This is a genomic window from Vibrio sp. R78045 (assembly GCF_042466085.1).
Lineage (GTDB): Bacteria > Pseudomonadota > Gammaproteobacteria > Enterobacterales > Vibrionaceae > Vibrio > Vibrio cyclitrophicus.
The window spans coordinates 54695-76060 of record NZ_JAXHBS010000009.1; the positions used below are offsets into that span (position 1 = coordinate 54695).

At 39.4% G+C, this 21366-nt stretch carries 18 protein-coding genes and 3 pseudogenes; 16 read left to right on the forward strand and 5 right to left on the reverse strand.

Annotated elements, in window-relative coordinates:
• Nucleotides 1–333 precede the first annotated feature (333 nt).
• Nucleotides 334–534, reverse strand: a complete 201-nt coding sequence (locus tag SJY39_RS08620) for a TraY domain-containing protein (RefSeq protein WP_390241774.1) — start codon at nucleotides 532–534, stop codon at nucleotides 334–336.
• Nucleotides 535–707: 173 nt separating this feature from the next.
• Between SJY39_RS08620 and SJY39_RS08625 the strand changes: the two genes are divergently transcribed.
• The 6 genes and pseudogenes from SJY39_RS08625 to SJY39_RS08650 all read left to right on the forward strand — a co-directional run bounded on the left by SJY39_RS08625 (nucleotide 708) and on the right by SJY39_RS08650 (nucleotide 6864).
• The gene (locus SJY39_RS08625; RefSeq protein WP_390241776.1) at nucleotides 708–1331 is read left to right on the forward strand and encodes a helix-turn-helix transcriptional regulator; all 624 of its coding nucleotides are present in this window, start codon (nucleotides 708–710) and stop codon (nucleotides 1329–1331) included.
• A gap of 419 nt (nucleotides 1332–1750) precedes the next feature.
• Complete coding sequence (locus SJY39_RS08630) at nucleotides 1751–2575, forward strand: hypothetical protein (RefSeq protein ID WP_390241778.1); 825 nt, start codon at nucleotides 1751–1753, stop codon at nucleotides 2573–2575.
• Between the two features lie 952 nt (nucleotides 2576–3527).
• Nucleotides 3528–3662: a Hok/Gef family protein gene (locus tag SJY39_RS08635; RefSeq protein WP_372263926.1), complete on the forward strand. Its 135-nt coding sequence runs from the start codon at nucleotides 3528–3530 to the stop codon at nucleotides 3660–3662.
• Nucleotides 3663–4226: 564 nt separating this feature from the next.
• Entirely contained in the window at nucleotides 4227–5081 is an 855-nt protein-coding gene (locus SJY39_RS08640; RefSeq protein WP_372263914.1) for an META domain-containing protein, read from the forward strand.
• A gap of 42 nt (nucleotides 5082–5123) precedes the next feature.
• Nucleotides 5124–5695: pseudogene (locus SJY39_RS08645) on the forward strand (IS6 family transposase); the annotation flags it as partial.
• A gap of 542 nt (nucleotides 5696–6237) precedes the next feature.
• A complete protein-coding gene (locus SJY39_RS08650) occupies nucleotides 6238–6864 on the forward strand; it encodes a heme-binding beta-barrel domain-containing protein (protein ID WP_372263915.1) in 627 nt (208 codons plus the stop codon).
• Nucleotides 6865–7150: 286 nt separating this feature from the next.
• On the opposite strand, the gene SJY39_RS08655 is transcribed toward SJY39_RS08650, so the two are convergent.
• Nucleotides 7151–7705: a recombinase family protein gene (locus SJY39_RS08655; protein ID WP_390241781.1), complete on the reverse strand. Its 555-nt coding sequence runs from the start codon at nucleotides 7703–7705 to the stop codon at nucleotides 7151–7153.
• A 127-nt stretch (nucleotides 7706–7832) separates the two neighbouring features.
• Between SJY39_RS08655 and SJY39_RS08660 the strand changes: the two genes are divergently transcribed.
• Nucleotides 7833–8135 carry a DUF4158 domain-containing protein gene (locus tag SJY39_RS08660; protein ID WP_390241783.1) on the forward strand — a complete coding sequence of 101 codons (303 nt, stop codon included), beginning with the start codon at nucleotides 7833–7835 and terminating at the stop codon, nucleotides 8133–8135.
• Nucleotides 8131–8880: pseudogene (locus SJY39_RS08665) on the forward strand (transposase); the annotation flags it as partial. The gene SJY39_RS08660 and the pseudogene SJY39_RS08665, both read left to right, overlap by 5 nt.
• 115 nt (nucleotides 8881–8995) lie before the next feature.
• Here the strand turns inward: SJY39_RS08665 and SJY39_RS08670 are convergent.
• The gene (locus SJY39_RS08670; protein ID WP_390241785.1) at nucleotides 8996–9559 is read right to left on the reverse strand and encodes a hypothetical protein; all 564 of its coding nucleotides are present in this window, start codon (nucleotides 9557–9559) and stop codon (nucleotides 8996–8998) included.
• Between the two features lie 148 nt (nucleotides 9560–9707).
• Between SJY39_RS08670 and SJY39_RS08675 the strand changes: the two genes are divergently transcribed.
• The gene (locus tag SJY39_RS08675; RefSeq protein ID WP_390241787.1) at nucleotides 9708–9938 is read left to right on the forward strand and encodes a hypothetical protein; all 231 of its coding nucleotides are present in this window, start codon (nucleotides 9708–9710) and stop codon (nucleotides 9936–9938) included.
• A 29-nt stretch (nucleotides 9939–9967) separates the two neighbouring features.
• On the forward strand, nucleotides 9968–10930 hold the full coding sequence (locus SJY39_RS08680) for an Abi family protein (RefSeq protein WP_390241789.1): 963 nt from the start codon (nucleotides 9968–9970) through the stop codon (nucleotides 10928–10930).
• A 399-nt stretch (nucleotides 10931–11329) separates the two neighbouring features.
• Here SJY39_RS08680 and SJY39_RS08685 read toward each other — a convergent pair.
• Nucleotides 11330–12523: pseudogene (locus SJY39_RS08685) on the reverse strand (IS91 family transposase).
• A 174-nt stretch (nucleotides 12524–12697) separates the two neighbouring features.
• Between SJY39_RS08685 and SJY39_RS08690 the strand changes: the two are divergent.
• The 4 genes from SJY39_RS08690 to SJY39_RS08705 all read left to right on the forward strand — a co-directional run bounded on the left by SJY39_RS08690 (nucleotide 12698) and on the right by SJY39_RS08705 (nucleotide 17236).
• Nucleotides 12698–13444: a serine/threonine-protein kinase gene (locus tag SJY39_RS08690; protein WP_102530553.1), complete on the forward strand. Its 747-nt coding sequence runs from the start codon at nucleotides 12698–12700 to the stop codon at nucleotides 13442–13444.
• The gene (locus tag SJY39_RS08695) at nucleotides 13444–14205 is read left to right on the forward strand and encodes a PP2C family serine/threonine-protein phosphatase (RefSeq protein ID WP_102530554.1); all 762 of its coding nucleotides are present in this window, start codon (nucleotides 13444–13446) and stop codon (nucleotides 14203–14205) included. The genes SJY39_RS08690 and SJY39_RS08695 overlap by 1 nt, the downstream gene beginning before the upstream one ends.
• A gap of 527 nt (nucleotides 14206–14732) precedes the next feature.
• Nucleotides 14733–15242: a hypothetical protein gene (locus SJY39_RS08700; protein ID WP_390241792.1), complete on the forward strand. Its 510-nt coding sequence runs from the start codon at nucleotides 14733–14735 to the stop codon at nucleotides 15240–15242.
• 11 nt (nucleotides 15243–15253) lie between these two features.
• Nucleotides 15254–17236: an AAA family ATPase gene (locus tag SJY39_RS08705; RefSeq protein WP_390241794.1), complete on the forward strand. Its 1983-nt coding sequence runs from the start codon at nucleotides 15254–15256 to the stop codon at nucleotides 17234–17236.
• A gap of 272 nt (nucleotides 17237–17508) precedes the next feature.
• Here SJY39_RS08705 and SJY39_RS08710 read toward each other — a convergent pair whose 3' ends face one another.
• Nucleotides 17509–17991 carry a hypothetical protein gene (locus SJY39_RS08710; RefSeq protein WP_102530557.1) on the reverse strand — a complete coding sequence of 161 codons (483 nt, stop codon included), beginning with the start codon at nucleotides 17989–17991 and terminating at the stop codon, nucleotides 17509–17511.
• Nucleotides 17992–18699: 708 nt separating this feature from the next.
• Between SJY39_RS08710 and SJY39_RS08715 the strand changes: the two genes are divergently transcribed.
• Nucleotides 18700–20196, forward strand: a complete 1497-nt coding sequence (locus SJY39_RS08715; RefSeq protein WP_390241796.1) for a nuclease-related domain-containing protein — start codon at nucleotides 18700–18702, stop codon at nucleotides 20194–20196.
• Nucleotides 20197–20589: 393 nt separating this feature from the next.
• Nucleotides 20590–20805, forward strand: a complete 216-nt coding sequence (locus SJY39_RS08720; protein WP_390241798.1) for a hypothetical protein — start codon at nucleotides 20590–20592, stop codon at nucleotides 20803–20805.
• Nucleotides 20806–21366 lie beyond the last annotated feature (561 nt).

A 21366-nucleotide genomic window follows, 5' to 3' on the forward strand; every position in this document is an offset into this window, starting at 1 on the left:
CCTTTTAGGACATTGTTTTGCTCTTTGAAAAGAACAAAACAATGGGCTCTCTTTCAAGAGCCGTGCTACAAACTGGCTTGAGCGTTCTTGTAGTAGAATGCACACATCCAAAGGATGTGTTTGTCTAGTATTCCCAAGTAACTCTGTTTAACCACTCAACCAGCGTGCTTAATTGAGTAGAAATACAGCCTTGGACGTCGCCCCAGACAGGCTCCTGAATTTGTTAGGCATATTACGCAGCCTGCGCCCCTCTGCGGCGCTTTTTGCAGTTGAAGGCAGCCCACCTTCGAGTCTTCACTCCTAATCTGAACTTACACACGGAGCGAGATAAATCTAGATTTTGTCGAGCCCATTGTCGGGAGACAAAATGTCGTTCTGCTTGTCGGCTGGTAAGCGATAAAACGCACGCAACACAAACAGAGCCTCAATTCGTTTGCTTCGACCATATGCCGATGCAGACCCTTCCAAGCGAATATTGGTCTCATGATCGAGCGCTACGGTCAGTTGGGTACTTTTGCCAATTTCTTGTTTCATAAAAACTCTATCCATACCTGATCTTTTGATCAGCACGATGAATAATAAATCAACAAAAAAACAATGTAAAGTTTGGCTTTAAAATTAAAGCAATAAATGAATCTTTAAAGCGTTACTGTTCTCAATAGATAGGAGAATTGGAGGTGTATAATTTAACCTTCAGGTAAAGACGGATGTCACTAGGGCATAGAATCAAAAAAGCTAGAGAGAACAATCTAGGTATCTCCAAGAAAGAATTAGCTCAGCTTTTAGGTGTTAGTCAATCAGCGGTCAATCAATGGGAAAATGATGTAAATTTACCCTCTCAAAAAAGATTGATAGAGCTATGTGGGATATTTAATGAGAGTTATGACTGGCTAATTAATGGCATACAACATACAAATAACAATGACTTGTTTGAAGTTCCATTTTATGAAGAAATTCACTGCAGTGCGGGAGTGGGCTACTATAATGGGCATTCTGATGTTTTAATGATAAGCAGCCATTTAATCCCTATACCACCAGAAGACATAACCAAACATACAATCGCACTTCGAGTACATGGTGATTCAATGGAGCCCGCAATATCTGATAATGGTGTAGTATTTATAGACACCTCTGATACAAAAGTCATAGACGGTAAAATATATGTCTATAAAAAAGACGATGTTCTAAGAGTTAAACGTTTTGAACATAGCGTTAATGGCTTAATAATAAAAAGCTTAAACCCAGTATATGCAGATGAAAAAGTGACATATAAAGCATTTAGTCAATGTTGTATCATTGGGCGAGTGTTATACAGTATTAATAAATTTTAAAGTAAAACTTTATTTGATGAATAAGCAGGAAAAGCTTATACTGTGCCTACGTTCTTGGAGTAAAAAAGTGCATTACATAGCACGCTACTACATAGTTTTCTATGTAGTGTATTTTTCGAGAATTAGAATGTGTTAGACTCTCAATCTAACCACATAGCATTCGCATAGAGCCGTCTTCCCGAAAGTAGACGGCTTTTTTGTATCTGAAATTTACCATTTGATCTTTAAAGAGATCTTCTATAGATTATAGTTTCATTGTTTGACGTGAGAAACCAAACAACCCTAAAAATCTTTCGGAATCAAAGCCATGAAAAATCAACCTAGTTGCATTCTGCAACTCACTCAAAACAGACACAGTCAGCATTCACATTCAACCAGTGTTCAAACACATTTGTGGTCGGATGTAGAAGGTGCGTGTCATGTCATTCTCTGAGCAAAATACTCTTCGAACTAAATCGCAATACGACAAAGAATATCGTGCCAACCGCAAAGCTCGTAAGCATGAGTTGATTGCGTTGAATCATGATGTTGTCAACCGTGAGCTGGAAACGAATTCTAACTTTTGTTTTGGTTTTTCTAAACGTCGTTTGCTACGTTCAGGTGAGTGGGTAGAACTTCCTCACGAATATGCCTTTATCCTAAAAGGTTGTGAAGAGTTCATCACTAACCCTCAACGTTTTCCTGGGCTTTTTGCTTGGGGAGGTGCTGCTATCAATAATATTCAGTGTCGAACTTTGGTGGCAAAGGTATTAGCGTGTATTCTTACCAATACTGATCTCATTGGTGGTCGTGTTGGCCAGCCAACTGAAGCTGGTTTGAAACCGATTAGTTATGATCAGTTGCAAGAAGACTACGCATTACGTTTCGGTGAGTTCATTTCTCCTAAATCCTTTGCTAAAGTTATTCGGTATTTACAAAGAGCTTCTTACCTTGCAACTGAACGTATTAATGTGTGTGTGGATGCCGAAGAAGGTACAGTGAGAAGTGCCGCCTCTTATAAGCAATTCTCTGCAACGTTCTTTAAAGACTTAAAGGTTGTGAGTTTCGGTAATATTTCTGAGCTTATTATTGCTTCCCGTAAACGTATGGAGCAAAAAGGTTTACGCTTTGAATGGCTGAACTTTCGAACCATTGCTTCTGGTATCCAAGAAATCTTTAATGCGACGAAACTCAACAAAACAGCTTCTTTTGTTTCAAGCTTATTTACGGCTCCCCCAAAAGCCGTACAGCTTTCCCCTCATTAAACAACTGAATGTATCCGCTTAACGGCGGAGGCTTACTCACGTCTGCTCTATAGATATCCATCAAATTAACAGCAAAATCAATGACAATCTACGATTTTACAGTCCTATTCTGTTGTTCTTAACCAAGGAAAAGTGGGTTTAGTCGATAAATTTCGTTCTTTTGTAAAAGGTAGTGCAATAAGTTACTGATAGAAGATAGGCCAAAAATGCGGGTGTAAACACTACTGCGCTTATGAGTACTTCGTAGTTATATAAATATATAAATTAATATATAAATGAATATTAGAAATTAAGGTTCATACTGGCTGCTATATGCTTGCATGTAGAGTCAGTATGAAGCCGACAAAGCGAAGCGACGTCAGCTTATCACCCACGTCAAATTGATCGATCCAACTTAAAGCTCAAAGTACCTCCCATTAAAAGCATTCAATAACATCAAACCAGGAAAGTACAAAGAAAGCTTTTAACGGGCCCCACAGCCAGCATGAAGTAAACAGATATTGTAAGTTTTATAAAATAGCTGGCTGCGCTGAAACTTTCTTTTGTCATTCGACAGGAAACAACTTCACATTACGCATAGCTTAGTGGAACCATACAAAAATGATCATCGTTAATTCAAACTCTTCATACTACGTTTTTCGCTTCGCGAGGCCTAGCAATGGGGTGCGGTCAAATTTAATTCATTTGTTACTAATTAAGAGGCGTTTAATGAAGCGGATGAGTAGCTACTACAGGATTAACAAAGCGTTATTGAATCATGATATACTGCTTGCGGGTGCTCTTGGCTGTTTGTCATGAGCAATCATTTAAACATTTTTGTTTGTTGCAGATAGACAAAAGCCCCGTTAGTTAATTAAAACTTACGAGGCAATGTATGTATCTAGACACTACAAATATTAGCCTCTTTATCACTAAGAGGCAACAAAAAATGCTAAAGAACAAAATAGCCCTGATGGGCTTGGTGGTGATTTGTTTCACCGTTCTGTGTGGACTTTTGATTGTTCGAGACTCGCTCTGTGAGGTTCGATATAAAAATGGAAGCACAGATTTTCTAGCACGCTTTGTTGTCTACGAAATGGTAAGGTAGCTGAGCAGGAAGAGGCTTACGCCTCTTCCTGATTCAGTGTTGTGATTCATGCCAAGGTGCACCCAAATCTTTTTTCTCATCGAGACGCGCTGATTATTTTACCGCATCCTATTTTTCGCAGCGTATTATGTACAATATTGTTAAATGCCAAAGTTTAGAGTGGTTTTTGCACGCTTCCTTCTCTAATAGCTACGAGATCGTAAAAACCACTCTCTTTCTTCTCCTAAAAATCTTTAACTACGTTGAAAGTTTCAGTGACCGTGCCAAGGTTTAAATTTGGACTATATTCCGCTTGCTCACCCTCCGACTGGCTACGCCAGCTACGGGATTGCGCCGAGCGGTTAAGTGTACGATATTTAGTTTCTTTTTATGCGACAGAACCCGTTATTCTATAGCCAACGAAATTTGGATGACAAACACAACTGGTTTTCTCTGGGATAAATCTTGGCACTCACGCTTTTCAATTGTGGTAGAGTCATATTTTCTTGCATCAACTAATCCAATGTTTATTTTTACAAAATGACCTGTGTTAATCCTGTATCTGTATATAAAAGGAATTACTCTATGAAATATAGAATGAACAAACTCACCTTAGTGTCTTCGGTATTGCTTTCTACAGTTGTCTTACAAGCATGTGATAGAGGTTCTACGACTCAGACCCAAGATACAGCGACTGCTGAAAAGCTAGTTACAGCTGAGGTAACCGCAATGAAAACTCTGGATATCAATGTTATCTATTTAGATCGCAGAATGTTGCCGCCTAATGCGGTACTCGAAGTGACACTGGAAGATATCTCAAAAGCTGATGTTACTTCAGTCCTGATCGCGAGTCAGTCCTTAAAAGATATCGGTATACCTCCTTACGCCGTGAGTATCGAATACGATGCCAGTAAGATTCAAGATAAACACAGATATGGTCTGCGTGCGATGATTAAAGTCGAAGACAGCTTAGTGTTTACATCGACTACCAACATAGATCCATTTGCCGAGGGGCAAACTAAGCCTATCGAGATTAAATTGGATCGAGTCGCTCGTGCGAAAACCGCCGAATCTGATAACAAATCCAATGTCGAGTTTACCGATACTTATTGGAAATTGATGAGCTTGGGCGAGAACCCTGCAAAATTGGGCGTTAGCGAGAAAGAGCTCTTTATCCAATTCGTAGCGGGTAAAAATGTTATCAAGGGTTTTTCTGGTTGCAATAATTTCACAGGCACTTTCGAGGCTAACCAAGGTAAGTTAACCATGGGCCCAGTAGCAGGTACACGTAAGATGTGTATGCAAGGCATGGAGCAGGAGCAAGCATTCCTTAAATCTATCGGCGAGTTTGCCAGTTACAGCGTCAATGGTGAAGCATTGACAGTGAAGAGCGATAAGGGCGTTCTAATCGCGACTTTCGAATCTCGTTACATGAACTAGTTTTTACTGGCGCATTTTAGGGTTTTGTCGCAAACAATGGTGGTAGGTTATGATCACTCGACCATTAATAGGTGGGTCATCAAATACGCCTCCTTGCTTGAACACCAAGCTCGTAAAATAAAGAAGCTTGTCGCTTCTTCGTGGCGAATGGACGAGACATACATTAACGTCAAGGGTCAGTGGAAATATTACTACCGAGCGGTTGATAAGTTCGGCAATATCATTGATTTTTTACTCTGCGATCGCCGTGATGAGAAGGCGATCGCTCCTTCTTTTCCAAGGTAATAAGCCATAATGGTTTATCAGAAAAAGTGGTTATCGATAAGAGTGGTGCCAACGCGTTAGCGCTGCATAACATCAATGTTCAACTCTGGCTAACGGGGAAGATACTTAACTTGATTGAAGTATTTCAAGTTAAATATCTGAACAATATAGTTGATCAAAGTCACCGGAAAGTGAAAGGTAAAATGCATCAGTGTCTGAGATGGAAATCTGATGAGGGAGCCAGTTCCACTCTTGCAGGAGTGGAACTGTGGTCGATAATTAAAAATGATCAGCTCGACAACCCTGAGGGCTTATCTGCTTGGGAGCAATTTTACGCACTAGCAGGCTAATTGCATCTGAAGATCAATACGTTTGTACTTCATCCTAACTTTGCGACACAACCCAAATTACTCATTCCGCTTATTCATTTGTCTTTGTAGTCAATAACTATACCCACCAACTTAAACGTGGCTACTTTGTACAGCCATACCATCTATCACCACTAGATTTGCAAAGCCATTCGACAGAAAACTTTACATATATCACTGTGCGGGAGATATATGTTAAAATTACTGGTTTTCACTTTAATATCAGTAGTTTAAATGCTTCCTCCCATTGCTAGAGTGAAGATTGAGCTTGATTAAAAGCGTTATTGTCGCGATACCTGTTGAGTTAAATCGTGACATTCAGTCTTATTGGTATCGTAGCCTGAGCATTTAAATCTTCAGAAGTTATCGACTAATTAAAACTGAGTACAACGCTGTAATATCAATATGTTGATTAAGCTCTCATGAAAAAAAGGCTAAAGAACAATCGATTTAATTCCTTATACCCATGTTTTTTTTGTGTGTACTATCAGCTGCGAGTTAAATCAATCATTAAGGATAAAAAAATGAAAAGCAGCCTTGTATTAGCAACTTTACTTTTAGCCTCTCCTTTTGCTTTTTCCCAAGAATCAAATGTAATTAACGGACTCGACTTTGGGCCTTTAGCTAAGTTAGTAGGAGAATGGAAAACTGTAGAGTCTGGTGGGGTAGATATTGCTCCTGGTCAAGAAGGATCTAAGGTCGGCAAAGGTGGGCCTGCCGTAGAGTCTTTTTACGAAACGATAATCTTTGAACCAGCTGCCGATGCAACAAACGCGAGTGATCAGTATCTTGTTGCGCTTTATTACAAGCAAGAGGTGTTCCGTAAGAGTGATGATGGAAAGTTTCATGATCAACGTGGTTACCTAATCTACGATAAAGAAAATGAGATGGTTTATAACTCTTATTGTATTCCAAGAGCTGTTTGTGTCGTTACAGAAGGGAAAGCTGGGGACAAGATTGACTTTAAGACACAAAAACGAGGTATTGCGGAGAGCAAATATATGACAGTAAACGATACGACAACTGACTTTACTATGCTTTTAGATTTCAGTGAAGAAGACACGATTCGTTATTCTCAAACAACGGCTTTACATGTGTATGGTAAACCTTTTTCTCATACCGACTCTAGTGTATTAACTCGAGTGGAATAGATATATCAGAAGAAGGTGTTTAAATGTTCGCTTTAGAGCTTGTTTTTGTCGGAGTGTTCACTAAACGATGCTGCTGATAACAGCAAAAAACACCACCTAGATAGAGAGGCGAATTGATCGCCTCTCTCTTTTTTATTCGCCTATCGCGATCTCCCCTAAAGGGGGTAGACAGGGAATTAGTAAATTATCCTACGTTAAGGATTTAAAACGTAAAATCCCTGACACTTTATTTTCAATCTCCCTCCCTAAAATTTAGCGTGTCTAGAAGATCTTAAAGTTGATAACGTTATTTTTGTTTTGCTAAAAGACGAGTCACTGTTGATGGGTGCACCTGAAATAATCTGGCCGCATCTGCGCCTGTTTTTTTGCCAGACGTGACCAGTGAAATTATTTCATTTTGTTGTTGCTTGGTTAACTTTGGTCGGCGACCGCCAATTCGTCCTTCTTTTCTAGCTAAATCCAGTCCGTTTTTTGTTCGTTCTCGAAGCATCGCCCGTTCAAACTCAGCAAATGAACCTACTATTTGCATCATCATACGGCCAGCCGGTGATGAGGTATCTATTGATTCAGTTAGACTCAAAAAAGTCGCTCCTGCAGTATCTATTTTTTCTAGAATAGTGAGTAAATCTTTTAACGACCGCGATAGTCGATCTAGTTTCCAAACGACCACCATATCACCAGGGCGCAGTTGCTCAAGCAAACGGTGTAATTCTGGTCGTTCCCAACGCCCCCCAGAGGCTTGCTCCTCAAAAATCAATTTACACCCAGCGCTCTTAAGCGCTGAGACCTGAGCTTTGGTATCTTGATCTTGAGTTGATATACGTGCGTAACCACATTTCATTATTGCGATAACCTATTGCCATTTACTTTGATTTTGCAATATATTTATGCAACACACAAACCCTTGTTCTGACTTGCGTTAATAATCGTTGCACAAACGAACGTTTTTACAATAGAGGAATGTATTCATGCCACGTAAACAACCGTTATTAACTCAACTAGAGCGTGAGGAGCTAAAAAGCATACCAAATGATGAATCGACGCTAATTCGGCTAACGTCATTCACACAGAAAGAAAAAGAACTTATCGATAAACGACGCGGTGATGCAAATAAACTAGGGTTCGCCCTTCAACTTTGCTATCTCGATTACACAGGTGCTGTAATCGAGATTGGCGTAATGCCTAACCCAAATTTAATTAAGATAGTGGCTAAGAACCTTAAAATCGATGCGAGTCGATGGCACCATTCCTTACCATGTGCAAAACATTAGTACGGCAATACGAGATTCAACTCACGTGTTAGACGGGCTTCTTTATCACGAATCTGAACTTCGAATAGAGGAGCACTATACAGATACGGCAGGGTTTACTGATCATGTTTTTGCGTTAACTCATTTACTTGGCTTTCGCTTTGCTCCTAGGATAAGAGATCTAAATGATAAGCGACTATTTGTTCCGGCCTCGGCTTTAAAGAAGCTTCCAGCTTTGTCTTCAATGATAGGACAAAAACTCAACATTAAACTCATCGAAGACTATTGGGATGACATATTAAGGCTTGCTTCATCTATAAGGTCAGGTTCTGTGAGCGCTTCTCTAAGCTTACGTAAGTTAGGGAGCTATCCTAGACAAAACGGTCTAGCCCTCGCGTTAAGGGAGTTTGGGCGACTTGAGCGTACGTTATTCATGCTGGATTGGATTCAAAGCCCAGATCTCAGGCGGAGAGTTCAAGTTGGTTTAAATAAAGGGGAAGCTCGTAATGCACTTGCACGTGCAGTTTTTTTTAATCAGCTAGGTGAAATTAGAGACCGTAGTTTTGAGCAACAGCGTTACCGCGCAAGCGGCTTAAACTTAGTCACAGCAGCGATTGTTCTTTGGAATACCGTCTATTTAGAAAAAGCAGTAGAAACTCTTATAAAACAAGGAGTAGAAGTCGATGATAAGCTTCTTCAGCATATATCGCCTTTGAGTTGGGAGCACATAGCATTAACTGGTGAGTACCGTTGGCCAAATCCTTAACGTAGGATAATTTACTAATTCCCTGTCTACCCCAATTACTAATAAAAAGGCTTGGTACTGAATCATGATCGATTCACCAAGCCTTTAACCGGAAAGTTGACATCTTAAACGTTTGTTATAAGCCGTACTCAAGGTTGACTCCTGAAACTGCTTTATGACCGTTTCGTTGAGCTTGAATACATTCAGACAGAAGCGATTTTTCTTTTGGATTCGGAAACTGACCAGTCTCAAGCCCCACCTTTACCATCTGGTTAAAAGCAGATTCTTCGATCATTAATTCAGGGTAATTGGCTGAAAACCACAGCTGAAAAATCAGAGTTTCTGGAACCCAAACTTGCTTGATTGAACTATACATAGAAACGCCATCTAGTAACGAGAAATGATTTACGTCTGGTCTAAATTCATGACTAGTACATTTATCTCTATCAGCATGCTTAAAAAAGTTTCGAGACTTAAACATGTGTCTCAACCACTCTTTCTTTTTATCTTCTCTAATCCTGTCGTTTTCACGAAATATGCTTTTAGTGTCGTAGTCACTACCAATGTCACTCAAAACTTGGTTTGCTGCTTCAGCAAGTGTATGAATAGATATTACATCTTCTTCACGGAAAAACATTCGAATAGCTTGTAACAATTGACGTTCTGCTACATCAAATTTAGTGAGTGTTATTGTCTTCATATTCTTCCTAGGCTTATAACGTCCTTTTCTTACGAATCCCCTCATAATTTCTTTGCAAAACAATGAGTAGACGCACATCGCCCCGTCTGATCTAATGAATTTCGTCAAAAACACACCTTGCCAAAGGGATTAATAGGAGCTCTTAACGATGCGCGATATTCAGATTCTACAACAAATGCTTTCTCAACAGGGCCTAAGCATTCACAAAAAACGTCTGAGTTCTCTGATGCTTGCAACTGAAACAGTTCTCGATGGCGCTGAACTTACTTTAACCAAAATTGGTAGAGCGCTTGAGTGTAATACCATGGTTAAACACTCCATTAAGCGTATCGATCGCTTGTTAAATGCATTTAGACGCACACGTAAATCTACCTTATAATGCACCTTTCTTTTTCTACCCACAAGCATATGAAACCTAACAATATTACAGAAACCATTAACACGATCTCTTCCGATCGTCTCAATAGTTACCGTAGCTACTTTAATCTGAACTCAGATGAAGAGTGCTTAGGGCTGTACTTGTGGAATGACGCTCTCTCTGCCTCCTTTTTCAAATTAATTAGTATCTTTGAAGTAGCTCTTCGCAATACTATTCATAGGGAGCTATCTCACCAATTCAGTGCACACCGACAGCAAGGGCATGCATTCGATAATGATTGGTATGAACACCTGATTGCCCAAGATCAATTAAAGCCTAAGACTGTGAATATGATTCGCAAAGTGACCCATTTGCAATCACGAGGTCGTGGAAGAAGAAGCCGAAATCAATTAATAGCGAAAAAACCGGCACCAACACCGGGAAAAGTAATCGCGGCACAAAGTTTTGGTTTCTGGGGATTTTTAATTAACGACACTTCGTCGAACAACTCAATAGACTGGCAAAGCGCACTGTTCAATGGACTTAAAGGGCACTTCGCCCTCCACTCTACTTACTGGTCTCAAAACGCATTAGAAGACTTTTTAATGCGGTTGAGTCAGGTAAATGAACTAAGAAACCGAATTGCTCACCACGAACCTATCTGGAAGTTCACTCAGATTAGACACTACAGCACCAACCAAGAGATTTATCCGGCAGCATCAACGCCAGAAGAAAGTATTCAACGAATGAAAACTTTAAATGATCGATTGTGCCGGATATTAGGCTGGGTATCCGAAGATAGAAAAAACGACTACCTGGACTCTCATTACAAATCACATTTTGATTGGCTTACAAGCATTGAAGCTCTAGATGTATACAAATCTCTTTCATACAGCAATATACTAACCCCCACGCAAGCGAAAAGACGTTTTAATGCTATAGTAAAAAGTTCAAAGGTATATGAGGTTATCGGTAAGCGAGGCATAGTTACTATACTCCCTGGAGTTGTATAGTTGACACTACAGCAGCTTTGTACCATAATTCAACCACTAGCTCGTTAGGCTACAGTGTTGGTAATAAAATTCTCGCCAATATCTCTAACTTGAGCATTCTAGAGAGCACCCCGCGGGGTGCTTTTCGCTTTTCTAAGAGCCAAAATATAAAGGCATTTAACGCTTTCTATCCGGCTAGTTGCCGTTTTTCTGACATTAAGAATGCCACCTATCATACTAATGAGCAAATTTTAAAGGTAAGGAATTTCAATGTTTCCTGACCTGAACAATCGCGGCCTAACTCACGTCAGAATGAGTCCCGGACAGACCTAACTTCTGCTCTACAATCTAAATGCGGGTGTTAATTGAACACTTTCACGCTGTTTTCGCTATTTCAGATACACTCATCCTGCGAAATGCCTAAATTGACCTGATTTGGGCTTGAACCAGAGCATGATGGACCAACTCCGACAGCGCCTCTCCAGCCCTAAAACGAAGAAACGTTAAACGGTGCCCACAAAGAATGCACTCAAACGGGTCAACCTTCACATACCCTTTCAGCATGGCGGCGTAACCGAGCATTTCAGGTGAGTCTTTAGGGGCGATGCCCAAGGCATCGTAGACCTTAGGGAGCATCTCACCACGACGTCGGTTCGATAGAAAACCCAAGTATTGAATCATTTTGAAGTGCTTATCTGGAATATGCTCAATCATGCGCTCTATCAAGGCTTCTGGAGTCAAAATGAGGGATTCCGTCTGACCATTCCTATGGTTGAGATAATCAAACGTCACCAAGCCTCCCTGGAAGTTATGTCGTAAACGCGACGCCGATATAGGTGGGCGTTTTAGGTATCGGCCGAGGTAAGTCATGGTGGGCGTCACGTTGGCTGTTTTCTTTGCAAAGTGTAGCTTCTATCGGCGGCAATATTGGCTGGTTAAAAATCGGGGCCAATCTTGCTTATTGCGAATAAAAGGGCAGTCTTCTCCACTCAAGTCTAACTCTGCATAATGGGATCTGAGAAGTTGAGTGATGGCGGCACGCCAACACTTCTCCGTGGTCTTAGCTTTAAAGAAAATGGGCTTCCATAGGCCTGTCCTCTTACATAAACCCCCACGTGTGACAGACAAATGGATGTGCACATTCCAATTCAGCTTTCTGCCGTAGGTGTGAAGTGCACAGAACACCCCGATATCGATATCCAGTTGCTTTGCCCACCCTAAAAAGATATTGGCTGCACAGCTAAAGAGATGATTGAGAAGAAAACGATTATCCCGAAAGATTGGCCACAGCGTGTGAGGAAGCGTCAACGTAACGTGCTGATACTCACACTCTGGAAAGACATGTTGTTGCTTTCGTATCCACCGCTCTGTCGCTTTAATGCCACAACTGCTGCAAAAGCGAGATTTGCACGTCTGGTGAATGTATTTGTGATGGGTGCAGTCAGCATGGTTGCATCGATACTCTTTAGAGCCAAAAGCAGCGGTACTGCAAGCGAGCATTTTAGTGACGTTTTCAATGACGACTTGTCGGAGAGCTTCCCGATATTTATTGAGGAAGTTCAGCCAATTATCGTTGGCATTAAAGAGTTGTTTGATGGGCTTATTCGGATGCATTACCTATAGAGTAAGCGATTCAATGCTAAGTAGTTGATCATGGTCATCTCTTTTTACAACAAGGTTAATATTAAACTGGTTAACCATAGGGGGATAACATAATATGTATTCCCTTGAATATGACGTTTATGTTTCATATTAGTATTTTGAAAAATCAACCTTTAGAGGTACCTAGTGGATCAGGTTGCAAACTATAGATATAAGACTTTAAATCGAATCGGCAATGGTGGCTTTGGTTACGTAGATAGAATCGAATTGTTCAATCTAAGTGAAACCCATTCGGGCTTTTATGCTAGAAAAGTACTAGACCCTAAAGTTGATCTGAAGATGTATAAAGAGCGCTTCATAAGGGAAGTGATTAGCCAAAGCAAGTGTCAGCATCACAATATAGTCAGTATCTACATTTGTGATCTTTTCAACACAGAAACACCTTCCTTTATTATGGAACTTGCTGAATGCGATTTGCAGTCGCTTCTTTCTACAGACCTCTCAGAAGATGAAAAAATGAAGATCATTTCAATGGTTTGCGAAGGTGTAGCTCACATTCATAGGTTGGGCTACCTTCATCGTGATATCAAACCATGTAACATCTTGCGCTATGAAAACGGGGTTTATAAGATTTCGGATTTCGGTCTAGTCCGAAAGACTATCCCAAGTGGTGAGTCTGATGTACTAACCTCTTTGAATATCAGACTAGGTACCGACAACTTTGTAGCTCCTGAGCTTATGTATATCGGTAGCGATTACACGGAAAAGTCGGACATTTTCGCCATAGGTAAAGTTTTCGAACAATTACAAGTCAAAGACCCCGCACTAAAAAAAATCATAGCAACGTGTATAAAAATGGACCCTGAAAACCGCTACTCTTCTGTCGAAGAGCTCAAAACTGCATTAGAGTCTTTATCTAAGGTGGCTGCTTAATGATTAAAATTATTGAAAGTTCATGCTTCACTTTTGGGAAGTCTGTAGAAAAAACTAACCAAGATGCAATGTTAGCCCCTAAAACAATAGCAGGTGGTGTGTTTTTCGCGGTAGCTGACGGTGTTGGTTCATATAAAGGAGCAGAGTTGGCTTCTTTATCAGCTGTAGAATACCTTAACCAAATCGAATCGGTTGGCCATATAACTGATTATACGACGGTGTTTAAGGATATACTCAATAAAATAAAAGAATTGTCTCAGTACGATTCTGCTTACGAACGTGCTTCTACTACATTAACTTATTACTTCGTTGAACCACGAGGGCTACATATCGGTCATATCGGAGACTGTAGAGCGTATGTTAAACAAGGTAAGAAATTAAAGCAGTTGACTAAAGACCATACTCAGCATCAAAAATTCCTTGATGAAAAACTCTTTACCAAGTCTCAACTTAAGAACGTAAAAGGTAAAAACATTATTACCACTGCTATCTCGCAAGTCGTTTCGATGGACCCGAGTAATTATTTTATTCCTATTGATGACCTCGAATTAGATAACGATACTTTGTCTCTTTACATAATGAGCGATGGTGCCCATTCATTTTGGGAGCAATCACCAAGGTTTTCAGAAAGAACAATGGATAGTGTTACAAAAATGTCAGCCAGCCTACAGCGTAGAATAGAACGTAAAGGACCTGTTGATGATTATACTTTCGTTGCTTGCAAACTTCAGTATGATCGTCCTTTCGAGTCAATGTTTTAACTTTGTCTATTAAATTATCCTAGTAAATAAAAAAGCCGAACCCTCTCGATAAAGGTTCGGCTTCTTTCTCCTTGATATGACCCAAAAGGAGGACTGGATACTTAAACAAGGACTTTCATCGTTCCAGTCACAACCACCATATCAACAAGTATCAGATCATGTTAGCTGGCATCAATTAGCTTTGAACTTGCAATCAGGAAAACCATACTTTTCTCATCCTATTTTTTGATGTGGCTATCGCTCTAGCAAGTCCAAGCAAATGAGTTGAAGTCTTGAGCTCCAATTCAGACTGAATCCCTAATAGCGCAATCCCTCCGAGGGGCTGCGCCGAGTGGATGAATTGAAACTAATCTTTTTTGATGATATCCAAAAAAGACTACGATACCAGTGCTAACTTATTCAGTAAAAACAATGAGTAAAGATTCACCCTCTACCTTCTGTCTGGTATGCTCGAAAAATAGCCACAAACTATGAGAGGTTTCTATCTCCATAGCTCTTTTAATATAAAATATTAAATTGGTAAGAAAATGCATAACGAGAAATCAATTACACTCGTTTCTGAGGTCATCGAGCGCAGCTTCACGAGCGATTTTCATTGTTTAATTGCATTGATTCAGCATCTCGGTGCTCATGAAAAGTGGAACAGTAGAACACCAAGAAATATCGCTGATAGTATTGGCTTGGATAAGGTAGATGTAGAGAATGTTCTTGACGGATATCCTGCATTTTTTAGAAAGTCCTCTAACCTAAGTGCTCAGAAAGAACCTTTGTACTCTCTGCATATCAGGTATGCGAGAAGAACTAAAAAACAAATTGAAGGAGAGGGAGGCCTCAAGGAATGGTCAGCACCATTATCCTCTGAAGAAATGCAGACACTCCTTAACCTAGTAACAAATATGATTGGTTTAGAGGCAGATAATCGACGTCTTAAAGAAGACTCAAGGCACAACAATATAAAGGTTTGGGTTGCGCTGACTGGCGCTTTTGCAACGGCAATTGCGGCAATTTTAGCGCAGATTGTCAGTAGTGGCTCTTAAAAGGAATAATTATGAAACTCACAAAATTCCGAGTTAGAAATTTTCGTTCAATCAATGATAGCGGTGAGATTACGACCGACAACTTAACTGCAATACTAGGTCGAAATGAAAGTGGCAAGTCAAATATATTACTCGCTCTTCAACACTTAAACCCTTCAGGTGGCATGACAGAGATTGAAGCCATAAAGAACTTCCCTCGCCATCGTAGACTTGCAGAACAAGACGATAACACACGGTTCCTTGATACCGAATGGACGTTGTCGCAGCAGGAAAGAGAATCTCTGTCTTCGATTTTTCCTAGAGCGTCTGAGGTTTCAACCGTCACGATTGCTCGTCGATATGGAAACACAAGATATATAGGTTTTGTTGGCTTAAAAGACCAGAGTTTAGATGTAAAAGCAATAAATAGAATTATTGATAAGATAGTTACGCTCCTAGATGTTCTAAAAACCGAGGACAACGCTGAAAATGTCAAAGCCGTAATACAAGAGGTCGTCATGTTGAAAGCAACTGAGGCCCATTCTACTGAGACCTGGTTGGAAGCAATTTTAGGTCGATATGAGCAAACGCTTAGAGATGCTGCACAATACACGTTAGAGAAGCAAGACGACTACCTCAATCTCAAAGATGATCTAGCACATATAGTGACAGCTTTAAATGATGGTGAACAAGAGAAGAAAGCTCGTCAATTTATAGTGGAATGCCTCCCTATTTTTGTCTACATCGATGAATACCCACATTTGGATGGACATCAGAACCTTGGCACTCTTAGTCAGCATCGACAAAATAGCCAGCTGACTGCAGAAGACGAAGGTTTCATTAAATTGTGTAAAGTTGCGGATATAGATCCAATTAAACTCCAAGAGTTAGCGTCAGATCCTGAGACACGAAACCAACTAGTTAACAGGGCAGGGGCTGTTGTTACCAGTGAGATTAGACGCTTATGGACAGACCGAGAGTTGAAAGTCCGTTTCAATTTGGATGGCAACTATTTCGATACGTATATATCCGATCCGACGTCTACTTATGATGTTGAAGTTAATCTGAACGAAAGGAGCCGAGGGTTTAGGTGGTTTTTTTCATTCTACATTACGTTTTTTGCAGATACACATGGCGGTGATGCAGAGAATGCTATCATTCTTTTGGATGAGCCTGGGCTATACCTACATGCAAAATCCCAAAGTGATCTGTTAAAGCATCTTGATGAAGACTTTAGCAATCAGATTATTTATACAACGCACTCCCCTTTCCTAGTCCCGACAAAACAACTTTCCACAGTCAAGACTGTGAATATATGCCAAGAAAAAGGAACAACAGTTACTAACGACCCCACAGGTGATTCAACTACGCTATTCCCTTTGCAAGCGGCACTCGGGTATGAAGTTTCTCAATCGTTATTTATTGGCTCAAACAATTTGGTTGTCGAGGGGGTTACTGATTTTTGGTACCTGTCATCGATGTCCGAGTACCTGAAATCGTTGGGTAGGACAGGTTTGATGGATAAGATAACTATAACTCCAGCTGGCGGAGCTCAAAAAATACCATACCTGGTAAGTTTATTGTCTTCTCAACATCTTAATTTATTGGTGTTGCTCGATCATGAAAAAGAAGCACTTGCCACTAAAAACGATCTGATAACTAATCACAAACTAACTAAAAGGAACGTCATTTTAGTATCTGAAGCAACAGAGAACGACGTTGCTGAATTAGATATTGAAGACCTATTTGGTCCCGAGTACTTCCTTTCTCTGGCAGAAGAAGCCTATAGAGGCGAGGTAACCGATGACCTCACATACAACGATAAGATTCCAAGGGTCTGCAAACGATTCGAAAAAGCGATGAAAGATTCCGGTATCAAGAAACAATTTGTGAAAGCAAAGCCTGCGAGATTATTTATGAGTAAACTCTCAGAAGGTAAAGGTAGCAATCTTCCAGAAGAAGTAATTTATAGCTTTGAGTCACTATTCAAACTTATCAATAAACGAATGAAATAGTGAAGGATAGGGGAATTTAAGATTCAGTGGGATATCATTATTTAAATGAATTGACAATTATATGGGATATTTGTCATACTGAGTGTGTAGAAGGGTTTGATATGTAATCTGCATCTGGCTTGATTATATATTTGTAAGCTACCTATGGCTAGCCAGAAAGTCATAGTAAGTTGTTAAGGTTAACCACCTGTCCCGACCCCATAGAGCTAAGGGAACGCCACGAACAACACCTATTAAGAAAAAGCCGACACGTAGTGTCGGCTTTTTTCGTTCTATAACTCTAGATTCCCCATAACATTACCTGGATGAGCTTTCTTATCGTAGGCAGTAATGATGTTGTAAAAAGGCTCTTCGTTTTGAGGCTCTTTTAAATCGACGACGACCATACCGGTATTTGATTCGACTATTAATGGCTTGTTGGGGCTCTTTTTAGGGTCAATTATCACCTCTGCCCCTACCTGAAGAACGCTTTCAATAAACTTAACCACATCCTCTGCATTTTGAGAGTTTAGTTCATCCCCGTGCTTGTCCCAGATATGCCGTAGCCCAAAAGCTCCTTTAGGTTCGTGATGGTTATGGCTATAGAAACCACTATCGCCTAGTTTGAGATGTATTTCCCCTTTTGGGAAATTATCATTCAACTTAGGAATAGTTCCAAAAGACAAATCACCATTATTATTCGTAACCCTTGAGTTCTTCATGTTTTTCTTGTCAAGGACGTCATTGTCGATGTCTGTTGGATTGAAAATATTCATTTGGTCTTGGATGATGAAGAATTATTCAGAATCATATCAACTATTTCAAACGTATGCCCCCATTTATTAGAAGTGTTATATCTACTTTTGACATTATTTGTTAAGGAGTTGCGTTATTGACATTCACCATCAAAACTGGACACCAACGTTAATCTTCTTCCCATACTTTTGGTTATTCATTGTTGCAATGATTAATTTTTGAGTCTCTACTTAATTTTAGTGACTGTCCATGACGGTGTACTTTTCGTCGATTCGGTATGTGCTTTGGTTGAATCAAAAAGATGTTAACTCTTGCTGTAAATCGCTCTGAAAGCGTCACAAACTTACAATGCCTTTTGGATACGTATTGGTGGTTAAGTGTCGAAAATCTTCGCTAAGAGCGTTTGAGACGCTATGAGGTCTGTTTCCGGTGGCTAACTCGCGGGTTTTACATAATAGGAATAATGACTACCGATTTTGAGTGCTTAGAGTGACACTTCTATTTGAGAATAGATCAGGACATGTAATGCTGCTCTCACACGAAATCTAAATGTGACAAGGTGATGATTTACTATCACCGTGACTTATAAAACGGTAATTGAAATGTAACTCATTGATTTGACATGTAAATTATTTTTGATACTCTCGTGCTATAGATATTAAATATTAATAGCGCAGTATGACATGTCAAGATCACGAATAATCTATTTGTTGCAAGAATATGGTCCTATGACCAGTAATAAGCTGGCTCAATTGCTAGTTTCTGAATATGAAATATCAATAGATGCAGCTAGAAAGCAAATTTCTAGGGGATTTGATGGTTTTTTTAAGCTTGATTTTCTACCTCTACCTAAAAATACAAAATTCGTATACTTGAGAGATCAATATCGATCTCCAGAATATTGGGATAATTTGTATTCAGCGTTAATGGCGGAAAATAATGTTTATGGTTATGCCATAGCTTCAATTAAATCAAGGTCAGGGTTAATGCCCTTAGACCACTTTTCTATAGCTTGCGGATCTCCGATTAAGCAAAAAAAACACATATCACAAGAAGATGTTTTAAAACGTTTGATTAAAGCTGAGTTAGTAACTGAAAAAACCTTAAGTAATGGTAATAGATATTTATATTTATCTAGTTGCGAGGATTACATAACGATATTAGAGGCTGAATTACAAGCAAGGTTGTTAGCTGAAAACATATTACTTCTTGCGGTTGAGCAATGGGTTAAAAATCTGGGCTTGGTTAGTTATGATTTAGTCCGAAAAAGAGGTGGTGATTTTAAACCTACAGTCGGTACATTTTATTGGGATTTGACTGCGCCATCTTATCTATCTGCGCTAACTTCAAATAAAAAAGATGGGAGTGTATCGCCTGGTTTCTTGTGTATCGATATGTTGCTTGCTAGGCGAATCTCCTTGACAGATATAAAACCATGGCTCAATAAAGTAGCGTCAACAAAAAGCTTAAGTAAGATTGGTAAATGTATATTTATATTTTTGGCGGATGAATACGATAAGGATTCTTTTGTTGAAATAAAAAAAGTAGGAGCAATACCTGCAACAACTGAGTCACTTTTTGGACAGAATGTTTCAGAGGGGCTTAAACTTATCATCCCAATGTTAACCAAATTCATTAAATCTTGTGAGATAGACCCAAAACAAATAGATTTTATATTTGATAATTTGGGGAAGATTGAAGGGGCAGCAAATAATTTAAGAGGTGCTCTTTTCGAGTATCTAGTCGCCGAAATTGTAAGGGAAAAGTATTCTCCTATTGAGGTTAGAGTCAATTTTAAAATATCAGGTGGAGAGTCAGATGTGGTCGTAATTACTTCATCTGAGGTAATCTTTATTGAATGTAAAGGGCACCAACCCTATGGTCATGTTGATCACGAAGAGGTTAAAAAGTGGTTATTTCAAAGAAATAAGACTTTCTATGATTATGCCAAAAAACATCCTGATTGGCATAAGAAAGAGGTGAGATGTGAATTTTGGACCACTGGTAACTTTAAAGAAGAGTCTATTGAAATTCTGGAAAAGATGGAGCGTGAAACAAAAAAATACAAGATTTCTTACTTGCCACAAGAAAAGGTTGTTAATAAATTTAAAGGGTCATCTAACAAAGAGTTAGATCGAACATTTAATAGCCACTTCATCAATGTTGAATTTTTCAAAAGAATGTCATTAAAAAAGATACAGGAAAACAGAGTCCATTTACCATAACGGCACTTAGTGCGCACACCAACACAAACCAACCTTTTTGCTAGAGCTCCTTAATCATTGCTGCAATGGTTAAGGAGCTCTTTTAATAAATGTTCATTAAGGTGTGATTTCTCGTTGATTCGGTATAGTTTTTGGTTGAATTAAAAAGATGTTAATTTACGCGGGGAGCGCACTTAAAAGCGTCACAAACTTACCAGAAAGTATGGAAGCATTGCCTTGATCAAGTGTCCGAAACCTTTGCTATGAGTGTTTGAGGTGTTCTGAGTACTGTTTCTTACAACAAACTCGCGGATTTTACATAAGAGGAATAATGAACACCTTGAAAATGTATATTTTAATCCATATATCTCTCTTAGGTGTAATGTTGCACTGAATTCTGTTTATGGATTTGCTATGAAAGATTCGGAACATGTAAATTTCTCAGAAGATTATGAGTTAAATCGTCATCTTGAATTGGTAGGAAAGTCTCAATCGATTAATAACCGAGAGTATCTAAGAGAACATACCGGCCCAAGAGCTAAAAAAGAATTAGATAAAAGAGTCTTAACACACGCGGAATTTAAGCCATATGTTAAGCAAGACAAACCACACTTAGCTAATCCGGTTTAGTTGCCATTTATACAGTAAACGTATTTCTGCTCGGGACTAACGTAATTTATCTTAGTGCGAACCCAGATTTAGACACAAGAACGGCTCCTAATCTGGAGCAGTTCTTCGTTGTAGAGTCATGCGATTGAACATAACAGGAATAATGACTACCGATTTTTTAACGAGTGTGATCAGATATTCAAATATTTATTATTTCACTCTAATCGGGCATAATATTAAGTCAGCTTGGGGTTGTTTATACAATCCCTAAGAAGGCGAAGGGGCATGCTCCTTCGCCCTTTTTAATCAGGTTATTTTATGGAGTTAAGGATGATTTATAGATGGGCTCTTTTTCGCCATAAGTATTCTTTTTTAGGTGCTGTATGCGAATTGTTTGTTGTAGCGCTATTCCTTTTTTCAATAGCGTTACCTCTTATCTCTGAAACTTTGCTTAGTCTACAAATCTCATCAGCGTTATGGGTTTTCTGTTTTATCTCCTTTTTTGTTTTTTCTCGAAGTGACAAATTACGCAGATCTATGCATGGTTAGTGTGTTTATTTTACGTAACCTCACTTAGTGCGC

What these genes read in the sequence shown, in the direction of transcription:
- SJY39_RS08675 (WP_390241787.1), top strand. Translation starts at nt 9,708, where the DNA reads ATGCGCGATATTCAGATTCTACAACAAATGCTTTCTCAACAGGGCCTA.
- SJY39_RS08720 (WP_390241798.1), top strand. Translation starts at nt 20,590, where the DNA reads ATGAAAGATTCGGAACATGTAAATTTCTCAGAAGATTATGAGTTAAAT.
- SJY39_RS08650 (WP_372263915.1), top strand. Translation starts at nt 6,238, where the DNA reads ATGAAAAGCAGCCTTGTATTAGCAACTTTACTTTTAGCCTCTCCTTTT.
- SJY39_RS08680 (WP_390241789.1), top strand. Translation starts at nt 9,968, where the DNA reads ATGAAACCTAACAATATTACAGAAACCATTAACACGATCTCTTCCGAT.
- SJY39_RS08700 (WP_390241792.1), top strand. Translation starts at nt 14,733, where the DNA reads ATGCATAACGAGAAATCAATTACACTCGTTTCTGAGGTCATCGAGCGC.
- SJY39_RS08715 (WP_390241796.1), top strand. Translation starts at nt 18,700, where the DNA reads ATGACCAGTAATAAGCTGGCTCAATTGCTAGTTTCTGAATATGAAATA.
- SJY39_RS08640 (WP_372263914.1), top strand. Translation starts at nt 4,227, where the DNA reads ATGAAATATAGAATGAACAAACTCACCTTAGTGTCTTCGGTATTGCTT.
- SJY39_RS08620 (WP_390241774.1), bottom strand. Translation starts at nt 534, where the DNA reads ATGAAACAAGAAATTGGCAAAAGTACCCAACTGACCGTAGCGCTCGAT.
- SJY39_RS08655 (WP_390241781.1), bottom strand. Translation starts at nt 7,705, where the DNA reads ATGAAATGTGGTTACGCACGTATATCAACTCAAGATCAAGATACCAAA.
- SJY39_RS08625 (WP_390241776.1), top strand. Translation starts at nt 708, where the DNA reads ATGTCACTAGGGCATAGAATCAAAAAAGCTAGAGAGAACAATCTAGGT.
- SJY39_RS08670 (WP_390241785.1), bottom strand. Translation starts at nt 9,559, where the DNA reads ATGAAGACAATAACACTCACTAAATTTGATGTAGCAGAACGTCAATTG.
- SJY39_RS08710 (WP_102530557.1), bottom strand. Translation starts at nt 17,991, where the DNA reads ATGAATATTTTCAATCCAACAGACATCGACAATGACGTCCTTGACAAG.
- SJY39_RS08630 (WP_390241778.1), top strand. Translation starts at nt 1,751, where the DNA reads ATGTCATTCTCTGAGCAAAATACTCTTCGAACTAAATCGCAATACGAC.
- SJY39_RS08660 (WP_390241783.1), top strand. Translation starts at nt 7,833, where the DNA reads ATGCCACGTAAACAACCGTTATTAACTCAACTAGAGCGTGAGGAGCTA.
- SJY39_RS08635 (WP_372263926.1), top strand. Translation starts at nt 3,528, where the DNA reads ATGGGCTTGGTGGTGATTTGTTTCACCGTTCTGTGTGGACTTTTGATT.
- SJY39_RS08705 (WP_390241794.1), top strand. Translation starts at nt 15,254, where the DNA reads ATGAAACTCACAAAATTCCGAGTTAGAAATTTTCGTTCAATCAATGAT.
- SJY39_RS08695 (WP_102530554.1), top strand. Translation starts at nt 13,444, where the DNA reads ATGATTAAAATTATTGAAAGTTCATGCTTCACTTTTGGGAAGTCTGTA.